This window comes from Cupriavidus sp. 01L46 (assembly GCF_056399905.1).
Window position 1 is genome coordinate 1 of the sequence record NZ_JBFTSF010000266.1, and the last position, 8,746, is coordinate 8,746.

8 protein-coding genes are annotated in these 8,746 nt (G+C 68.7%); 5 read left to right on the forward strand and 3 right to left on the reverse strand.

The window, feature by feature from the left end; genetic code table 11:
• Window positions 1-227 precede the first annotated feature (227 nt).
• Window positions 228-1,448, reverse strand: a complete 1,221-nt coding sequence (locus AC1DS3_RS30760; protein ID WP_477128612.1) for a PepSY-associated TM helix domain-containing protein — start codon at window positions 1,446-1,448, stop codon at window positions 228-230.
• Window positions 1,449-1,673: 225 nt separating this feature from the next.
• Here AC1DS3_RS30760 and AC1DS3_RS30765 point away from each other — a divergent pair, with 225 nt between their 5' ends.
• On the forward strand, window positions 1,674-2,225 hold the full coding sequence (locus AC1DS3_RS30765) for a GNAT family N-acetyltransferase (protein ID WP_441633280.1): 552 nt from the start codon (window positions 1,674-1,676) through the stop codon (window positions 2,223-2,225).
• Here the strand turns inward: AC1DS3_RS30765 and AC1DS3_RS30770 are convergent.
• A complete protein-coding gene (locus tag AC1DS3_RS30770) occupies window positions 2,206-2,856 on the reverse strand; it encodes a nucleotide-binding protein (RefSeq protein ID WP_477128613.1) in 651 nt (216 codons plus the stop codon). The two genes, AC1DS3_RS30765 and AC1DS3_RS30770, sit on opposite strands and share 20 nt — an antisense overlap.
• A 187-nt stretch (window positions 2,857-3,043) precedes the next feature.
• Window positions 3,044-4,495, reverse strand: coding sequence for a cobyric acid synthase (locus AC1DS3_RS30775; protein WP_441633472.1), 1,452 nt, complete (start codon window positions 4,493-4,495; stop codon window positions 3,044-3,046).
• A gap of 156 nt (window positions 4,496-4,651) precedes the next feature.
• Between AC1DS3_RS30775 and cobU the strand changes: the two genes are divergently transcribed.
• The 4 genes from cobU to AC1DS3_RS30795 are packed head-to-tail and all read left to right on the forward strand — an operon-like array spanning window position 4,652 to window position 8,351.
• A complete protein-coding gene (gene cobU / locus AC1DS3_RS30780; RefSeq protein WP_477128614.1) occupies window positions 4,652-5,362 on the forward strand; it encodes a bifunctional adenosylcobinamide kinase/adenosylcobinamide-phosphate guanylyltransferase in 711 nt (236 codons plus the stop codon).
• The gene (gene cbiB / locus AC1DS3_RS30785; RefSeq protein WP_477128615.1) at window positions 5,362-6,372 is read left to right on the forward strand and encodes an adenosylcobinamide-phosphate synthase CbiB; all 1,011 of its coding nucleotides are present in this window, start codon (window positions 5,362-5,364) and stop codon (window positions 6,370-6,372) included. The genes cobU and cbiB overlap by 1 nt, the downstream gene beginning before the upstream one ends.
• Window positions 6,369-7,421, forward strand: a complete 1,053-nt coding sequence (gene cobD, locus AC1DS3_RS30790) for a threonine-phosphate decarboxylase CobD (RefSeq protein WP_441633272.1) — start codon at window positions 6,369-6,371, stop codon at window positions 7,419-7,421. Before cbiB ends, cobD begins: the two co-directional genes overlap by 4 nt.
• Window positions 7,422-7,427: 6 nt before the next feature.
• A complete protein-coding gene (locus AC1DS3_RS30795; protein ID WP_441633270.1) occupies window positions 7,428-8,351 on the forward strand; it encodes a cobalamin-binding protein in 924 nt (307 codons plus the stop codon).
• Window positions 8,352-8,746 lie beyond the last annotated feature (395 nt).

The following is an 8,746-nucleotide window of genomic DNA, read 5'->3' on the forward strand; positions in this document are numbered from 1 at the left end:
GCCTTAAGGCGATGCGAGTTTGGGTCCCGGCCGCTCTTTTCGTCGAAGCCCGAGGGGGTAGTCGCCCCATCCGGCGCGCCTTTTTTGCCTACTTTTTTGGCAAGACAAAAAAGTAGGTCGCCGCCCCGCAGGGGTGGTGAAACCGCGGTTGCTTTTGACGTTAAGCCATTGAATTTGAATCTGATTTTGCAGTTGCAGTTGCAGTTGCAGGCTCAGACAACCAGCAATCAAACCTCAACCGCCTCCTCCCGCACCACCTCAGCCTTCCCCCCCTTAGCCCTCTCCATCGTCCGCACCACATGCCGCCGATGCCCTCGCCTACGCTTCCACCAGATCAGCACCCCGGTAACCGCAAACATCAGCGGCACCACCCCGAACACCGAAATAAACGCCCGCCCCACCAATCCGAACGCCTCCCCGGTATGCAGCGGGTACATCCAGTTAAGAAAGGTATCCCCAGCCGGCGCATCCATCGGGTCGCGGACCCCGAGCCGCTTGCCCGTATGGGCATCCAGCCAGAGCCGCGTAGCCCCGCTGCCCTGGCGGACTTCACCCGGCTGCCGCAGCCGCACCTCGAACGGATCCCCCGCCTTGCGCGGAAAGCTGACCCGCGTCACCAGCGCTGCAGGATAAAGCGCCTGAGCCGCGCTCACCGCCTGCGCCACGCCTAGCAGCGGCGTGCCCGCGGGCGCTGTTGCCGATGCCGGCTTACCGGGCGGCGACACCGTCATCACGCCAGCCACGATCGGCGTCACCCACTTGGGCAAATCCAGGTACCAGCCAGAAAACGCCATCGTCGCCAGCACCGGCGCCGCAAAAATGCCAGCCGTACGATGCAGTGAATAATTAAAACGCGACCACGAGCCGCCATGGCTGATGCGAAAGGCATTGAGCACCGCGCGCGGCTTGAGCTTGGGCCACCACAGCACAACCCCGCCGATCACCAGAATCAGCAACAGCATCCCGGTGATGCCCAGGATCGTCCGGCCCGTCTCGCCAGAGAGCAGGTAGTGGTGCAGCTGGAACAAGGTGGGCAGCAGCAACGGGCGCGACAGGCCGGGCTCGCCCCAGACCCGCTCGCCCTTCACCGCCAATGTGACGGGATCGACCATCACCTGGCGCGAGCGCCCGGCGTTGGGCGTGCCCTTGAGCGGGTACCACGCGATAAACACCTCATGCGGCGCAGACGGCAGCATCAGCAAGGTGGGGCGGCCATAGTGCGGGTCGGCCTGCAGCCGGTCGGCGACCGCTTGCACCGTGGCCGGCGCTACCGGCATGGGTACTTCGGCCGATGCCGTCAGCAGCGCCGGGTTCAGCAAGGCATCCAGTTCATMGCGCCAGGCGATGACGGTGCCGGTCAGGCCCAGCATGACGAAGAGCAGGCCCAGCCACAAGCCGAGATACAGGTGAATCTTGACGAAAACAACGCGCAGGCGGCCGGTGACCATGGGAGTCGGGGAGCAGATTTGGGGTTGTGGGAATTGTGTTTTCGGACCCCATGCCGGCGTGAGATGAACGCATCACGCMGGCATAATGAGAATGCGAAAGATTCGCGATTCTAACAGGCAGGGCCTGCCGGTGCGTGACAGACGCAAGGGCCGTGGCGAAGCTTGCCTGGATTGCGGCAGAATGTTGATCACGCCCGTTGCAGGCCCCGGACGACTCCCTTGAAGATGACCCATTCCATCGAATTGCTACCTGCCGGCCCGCATGATGCCGCGCTGATTGCCGACCTGCACACGCAGAGCTGGCGGCATGCCTACCATGGCCTGTTGCCGGCGGATTACCTGGCGCGCGAAGCACCGGCCCAGCGCGCGCAGGCCTGGCAGGCTCGCCTGGTGGATGGCGCAGATGGCCCGGTGGAAGTCACGCTCGTGCGCGTGGACGGCACGCCGGCCGGCTTTGCCTGCCTGCAACCCGAGGCCGAGCCGCAATATGGCGTGTATCTGGACAACCTGCATGTGATGCCGGGATGGCACGGGCTAGGGCTTGGCAAGCGCCTCTTTGCACATTGCGCGCAGCGCGCCGCCGTTGGCTGGCACGGGCGACCCCTCTTTCTCTATGTGCTGGACGGCAACACCCAGGCGCGCGAGTTCTACCGGCGCCTTGACGGCGTGGAGAGCGAGGCGTTCGACGACCAGTTTCCCGGCGCCGATCTGATGGTGGCCGTGCGCCGGGTGAGCTGGCCGTCCGTGGATGCCCTGCTCAGGCGGCTGGGCGCCTAGCCAGCGCCGGCTCCTCGAGCCAGCCGATGATCGGCTGCCACTGCTCCCAGTCCCGCGCCACGCGTGACGGCGCCACATCCCACAGCGTCAGCCCGTGCGCGGCAAGCTGCACGTAGTTCTGGGTATCGCGCAGAAAGCCCAGCACCGGCAGCCCCAGCCCCGCGACAAAGCGCTGCAGCTGCTCGGCCGCACGGGTGCGCAGGTCGACCCGCATGCCGATCACGCCTACCTCCACCTCGCCCTGGCGCACGCGCTTGTCATTGGCGAGCCGGGTGAGGAAATCCTGGGTGGCGAGGATATCGAACAGGGACGGTTGCAGCGGCACCACCACGCGGTGCGCCAGTTTCATCACATCGTTGAAGCGCCAGCCATGCAGGCCGGCCGGGGTATCCAGCACCACATGGGTCGTGCCTTTGGGCGGGCGCGCGATCTGGTCGGCGCTGATATCCCAGGTACGGATGGCCGGCGCCGAGGCCGGGCGCAAACCCAGCCAGGCTCGCGAGGATTGCTGCCGGTCCGTGTCGCCCAGCATCACGGCGTGGCCGGCGCTGGCGAAATAGCCCGCCAGGTTGGTGGCCAGTGTGGTCTTGCCTACGCCGCCTTTGGGATTGGCGATCACGACTACGGGCATGGTTGTCTCCGCAATGGCTTTCCATGTCAGCGCCGCCGGCGAGCGCGCCGCTCCGGGTTCCGCCTTGGCCCTGCCGTGGGTCGCTGCCGGGCCCTGGCGGAGCGGGCCCGCCTGCGAGTTTAGCAGTTGGCGCGGCGGGCGGCGGGGCTCGCTTTGACACCCACATTGACGCCCGCATTGACATCCGCTATGACGCCTGCAGCGGCGCCAGCAAGGCATCCATGTCCAGGTGCGCGACGAGCGTATCGGCCAGGCGCTCCAGCGAGGCCTCGCGCAGCGCGGCCAGGTCGACACCCTCCGCCCGCGCCAGCCCGGCCCAGCGCAGCAGTGCGCCGCAAGCCTGCGGCTGGTCGAACAGGCCGTGCACGTAGGAGGCCAGCACCTGCCCGTCCTCCGATTGCGCGCCGTCCGGGCGCTCGCCTTCCAGCCATAGCGCCGGGCGCGCCAGCGCGGAGCCGGTGGTCACGCCCATGTGGATCTCGTAGCCTTGCACGGCGGCCTCGGTGGCGCCCGCCAGCGCCAGCCGGCCGCTCACCACGCGCAGCTGCTTGTGCGGCGCCAGCACGGTGTCGTAGTCGAGCAGGCCAAAGCCCTCGCTGCTGCCGGCCTTGCCCTCGTTGCCGGCCGGGTCATCCACGCGCCGGCCCAGCATCTGCATGCCACCGCAAATGCCGATGACCTTGCCGCCATAGCGCAGGTGCCGCAGCAAGGCTGGCGCCCAGCCATTGGCACGCAGGAAAGCCAGGTCGGCGCGCACGCTCTTGCTGCCCGGCAGCACAATCAGGTCGGCCGGCGGGATCGGCATGCCGGGGCCGATAAAGCGCAGGTCCACCTGCGGATGCGCGCGCAGCGCATCGAAATCCGTGTGATTGGAAATGCGCGGCAGCACCGGCACGATCACGCGCAGCAGTTCGCCCCGCTTGGCCGCCTGCGCGCCGATGATGGCGTCCTCGGCATCCAGGTGCAAGCCGTGCAGGTAGGGCAGCACGCCCAGCACGGGCTTGCCGGTGCGCGCCTCCAGCCAGTCCAGCCCGGGCTGCAGCAGCGCGATATCGCCGCGGAAGCGGTTGATGATGAAGCCCTTGATGCGCGCGCGCTCCGACGCCGACAGGCAGTCGAGCGTGCCCACCAGATGGGCGAACACGCCGCCGCGGTCGATGTCGGCCACCAGTACCACCGGGCAGTCCACCGCTTCGGCAAAACCCATATTGGCGATATCGCGGTCGCGCAGGTTGATCTCCGCCGGGCTGCCGGCGCCTTCCACCATCACCACCTCGTAGGCGCTGGACAGGCGCTGGTGCGACGCCAGCACCGCCTGCATCGCCACCGGCTTGTAGGCGTGATAGGCCCGCGCGTCCAGGTCCATCCGCGCCTGGCCATGAATGATGATCTGAGCGCCGGTATCGCTGCTCGGCTTGAGCAGCACCGGGTTCATATCGGTGTGCGGCGCCAGCCCGGCGGCGGCGGCCTGCAAGGCCTGGGCGCGCCCGATCTCGCCACCGTCCGCGGTGACCGCGCTGTTGAGCGCCATGTTCTGCGGCTTGAACGGGACCACGCGCACGCCGGCGCGCGCCAGCACCCGGCACAGGCCCGCCACTAGCGTGCTCTTGCCCGCGTCGGAGGTAGTGCCCTGCACCATCAAGGTACCGCGCAAGCCACCCGGCAATGCCGCGCCAGCGGCTTCGGAGGAATTTTTTTGCATCGTGGGATTATCGCATCGGCACCCCGCGGCGCTGCCCTGTGCGCGGGCCACCGCGGGCGTGCGATCCATGGGTGCGCCCGCTACAATACCCGGATGACCCCGGCCAACGCTTCCGCCACTGCCACCGAGCCCGTGCGCGCATCCACCCATGCGCCGGCCAGTGAACGCTCGCCCCAGGCTGCAGCCGCGCCGCACGCCGCTGCCGCCCCGGGGCGCGCGCGCCAGCTCACGCTGGTGCTGGGCGGCGCGCGCTCCGGCAAGAGCCACTTTGCCGAGCAGATGGCCACCGACCATGCCGCTGCCACCGGCGGCCCCGTTACCTATATCGCTACCGCACGCCACGGCCAGGACAGCGCCGACGAAGAGATGGAGGTGCGCATCGCGCTGCACCGCGCGCGGCGCCCGGCCGAGTGGGGCCTGGTCGAAGCGCCGCTGCATCTGGCGGATGCGCTATATGCCCATGCCACCCACGATGGCTGCATCCTGGTCGACTGCGTCACGCTGTGGCTCAACAACCTGCTGTTCCTCGATGCGCGCAGTTATCCCGAGCATGGCCTGGTAACGCCACCGGCCGCCTTCACCGAGGAAATCGACGCGCTGCTGTCCGCGCTGCCCACCCTGCCCGGGCACGTGATCCTGGTCTCCAACGAGATCGGCTTCGGCGTGGTGCCGATGGGCGCCATCACCCGCTTCTATGTCGACGAGCTGGGCCGCCTGAACCAGAAGCTGGCCGCCGCCGCGGACCGCGTGCGCCTGCTGGTGGCCGGCATCCCTGTGAGCGTGAAAGGCGCCGACCCGGCGTGATGTCGTGGCTGCCATCGCTGCCATCGCTGTCTTCCTGGTGGCCGTTTCCCCTATTCAGCTGGCAAGCCTGCGTGGCCGCCGCCGTAGCCGGCGTCTTGCTGGACCAATGGCTGGGCGAGCCGCGCCGCTGGCATCCGCTGGTTGGCTTCGGCCGCCTTGCGGCAGCACTTGAGCGCCGCCTGAACCGCAGCCAGGCCGGCGCGCCGCTGCGCCAGCGGCTCACCGGCCTGGCAGCCTGGGCGCTGCTGGTGCTGRYGCCGGCCGCGCTGGCCGCCCTGCTGGTGCATGTCGCCGCGCAGTTCAGCGCGGCGCTGGCGTGGCTGCTGCAAGCGCTGGCACTCTACGCGGCACTGGGCGCGCGCAGCCTGGCCCAGCATATTGCGCCGATCGCCACCGCGCTCACGCAGGGCAATCTCGCCGATGCGCGCCAGCTCACGGCACGCATCGTCTCGCGCGACACCACCGATGCGGATACCGAAGCGCTAGCCCGCGCCGCCTGCGAATCGGCGCTGGAGAATGGCAACGACGCCATCTTCGGCGCCTTGTTCTGGTTCCTGGCAGGCGGCGCGCCCGCCGTGATCGCCTATCGCCTCGCCAATACACTTGATGCGATGTGGGGCTACCGCACGCCGCGCCTGCTGTATTTCGGCTGGGCGGCTGCGCGGCTTGACGATGTGCTCAACCTGGCGCCCGCCCGCCTGACCGCGCTCTCGTACGCGCTGCTCGGGCGCACTGCCCAGGCGCTGCGCTGCTGGCGCGCGCAGGCACCGGCATGGTCCAGCCCCAATGCGGGCCCGGTCATGGCGGCCGGCGCCGGCGCCGTCGGCGTGGCGCTGGGCGGCCCCGCCCGCTATCACGGCGAATGGGAAGCGCGCCCACCGCTGGGCGTGGGGCACGCGCCCGGCGCGGCCGATGTGCACGCCTGCCTGCGCCTTGTTCAACGCACACTGTGGCTGTGGCTGGCCGCTTCCAGCGCCAGCGCCGCCCTCCTCCACTACGGCTTAGCATGAGTACTCCGATCCGCCACGGCGGCGACCTGCTCGCCGCCGCGCGCCGCCATGGCCGTCCGGTCGAAGACTGGCTCGATCTTTCCACTGGCATCAACCCGGACGGCTATCCCGTGCCAGCCCTGCCCGCCGACGCGTGGCTGCGGCTGCCGCAAGATGACGACGGCCTGGCCGAACTGGCCGCGCAGGCCTACGGCGCGCCGCGCGCGCTGCCGGTGGCCGGCTCGCAGGCCGCCATCCGCACGCTGCCGCAACTGCTCAAGCCCGGGCGCGTTGGCGTGGCGGTGCAGGGATACAGCGAATACGCACCCGCCTTCTCACGCGCAGGGCATGAGGTAGTGCCGCTCGCTGAGCCGGATTTCGCCCGTGCGGACCTGGCCGCGCAGCTCGATCACCTCGTGGTGGTGAACCCGAACAACCCGACCGGGCGCACGCTCGCGCAAGCCACGCTGCGGACATGGCACGCGGATCTCGCCGCGCGTGGCGGCACGCTGCTGCTCGACGAAGCCTTCATGGATTGCACGCCCGAGCGCTCGCTGGCCGCGCTGGCGGATCGCCCCGGCATGGTGGTGCTGCGCTCGCTGGGCAAGTTCTACGGCCTGGCCGGCGTGCGCTGCGGCTTTGTACTGGCCGAGCCCGCGTTGCTGGCGGCGCTGGCCGAGCAGCTCGGGCACTGGACCGTGGCCGGCCCCGCACGTGCGGTGGCGCGCCTGGCCCTGGCCGATCGTGCCTGGCAGGCCGCCACGCGCGACCGTTTGCAACAAGCCGGCATCCGGCTCGCAACGCTATTGCGCAAGCACGGCCTGACGCCCGTGGGACGCCCCTTGTTCAGCTGGGTGCCGCATGCCGATGCCGCGCGCCTGCACGAAGCGCTCGCGCGGCAAGGCGTGTGGGCGCGGCTGTTCGACGCCCCGCCGGGCATCCCTGGCGTATTGCCAAGCCTGCGCCTGGGTTTGCCACCAACGCAGGAGCCAGCATGGCAACGGCTCGATGCCGCACTGGCCCAAGCCCTTGCAACAATGCGCTCCGACACAAGCACCCTATCCAGCTAACGCCCGATGACGCCTACCTCGATCACTACCCGTGCCCTGCTGGTCCTCGCCACGCTGCTGGGCAGCGGCCTTTGCCGCCACGCCGGCGCCGCCGTATCCGTGGTCGACGATGCCGGCCAGACCGTCACACTGGACCAGCCCGCGCGCCGCGTGATCTCGCTCGCGCCGCACGTCACCGAAATGCTCTACGCCGCCGGTGGCGGCTCGCGCATCGTCGGCACCGTAAGCTACAGCGACTACCCGCCACAGGCCCGCGACATCCCGCGGGTCGGCGACAACAAGGCGCTGGATCTCGAACGTATCGCCGCGCTCAAGCCCGACCTGATCGTGGTGTGGCGCCACGGCAATGCGCAGAAACAAACCGACCGCCTGCGCGCGCTCGGCCTGCCGCTGTTCTACAGCGAGCCGCGCAAGCTCGAAGGCATTCCCAGCAATATCGAGAGAATGGGCGTGCTGCTGGGCACCGAGCCCACCGCCAACAACGCCGCCACCAGTTTCCGCCAGCAGATCGACAAACTGCGCCAGACCTATGCGGCACGTCCGCCGGTGACTGTGTTCTACCAGGTATGGCAACAACCCCTGATGACGCTCAGCGGCCAGCATCTGATCAGCGATGTGCTTGCGCTATGCGGCGGCCGCAACCTGTTCGCCAACGAAGCGCTGCTGGTGCCGACGGTCTCGGTGGAATCCGTGGTAGCCGGCAACCCGGAAGTCATGATGACCGCCAGCATGGGCGCAACCCGCTCCGACCGCCCGCTGCCGGACTTCGCCATGTGGGAACGCTGGAAACAGGTCACTGCCGTGGCGCGTGGCAACCTCTACGCCATCGACGGCGACCTGGTCAACCGGGCCGGCCCACGCATCGCCCAAGGCGCGGAAGTCGTGTGCAAGGATCTGGACAACGCGCGGCGCAAACGGCAGGCGCAGTAAGAGCAAGACAGGTCAAGGTCGGGTCTGACATCTCGTGCTTGACGAACGCCCGCCCTCTCCCCCGGCTGCTCTCCCACAAGTGGGAGAGGGGAGCCAACCAGCGGCAAGATCAGCCCATTGTGGTAGCCGTGTTTCCCGCCCGAAGGGGCGGGAAACACCCCAGCGCAATGTGAAGCGAGCCGTCAAGGTGTGCCAAGGCCGTATGGGGCGCCTCGGGATTCGGCGAAAAGAGCGGAAAAGAGGGACCCATGTCTGAGTATCGCCTTAAGGCGATGCGAGTTTGGGTCCCGGCCGCTCTTTTCGTCGAAGCCCGAGGGGGTAGTCGCCCCATCCGGCGCGCCTTTTTTGCCTACTTTTTTGGCAAGACAAAAAAGTAGGTCGCCGCCCCGCAGGGG

Excerpts from the sequence above, each read along its gene's own strand:
- AC1DS3_RS30775 (WP_441633472.1), bottom strand. The coding sequence starts at position 4,495 with ATGGTGCAGGGCACTACCTCCGACGCGGGCAAGAGCACGCTAGTGGCG.
- AC1DS3_RS30765 (WP_441633280.1), top strand. The coding sequence starts at position 1,674 with ATGACCCATTCCATCGAATTGCTACCTGCCGGCCCGCATGATGCCGCG.
- cobU (WP_477128614.1), top strand. The coding sequence starts at position 4,652 with ATGACCCCGGCCAACGCTTCCGCCACTGCCACCGAGCCCGTGCGCGCA.
- cobD (WP_441633272.1), top strand. The coding sequence starts at position 6,369 with ATGAGTACTCCGATCCGCCACGGCGGCGACCTGCTCGCCGCCGCGCGC.
- AC1DS3_RS30770 (WP_477128613.1), bottom strand. The coding sequence starts at position 2,856 with ATGCCCGTAGTCGTGATCGCCAATCCCAAAGGCGGCGTAGGCAAGACC.
- AC1DS3_RS30795 (WP_441633270.1), top strand. The coding sequence starts at position 7,428 with ATGACGCCTACCTCGATCACTACCCGTGCCCTGCTGGTCCTCGCCACG.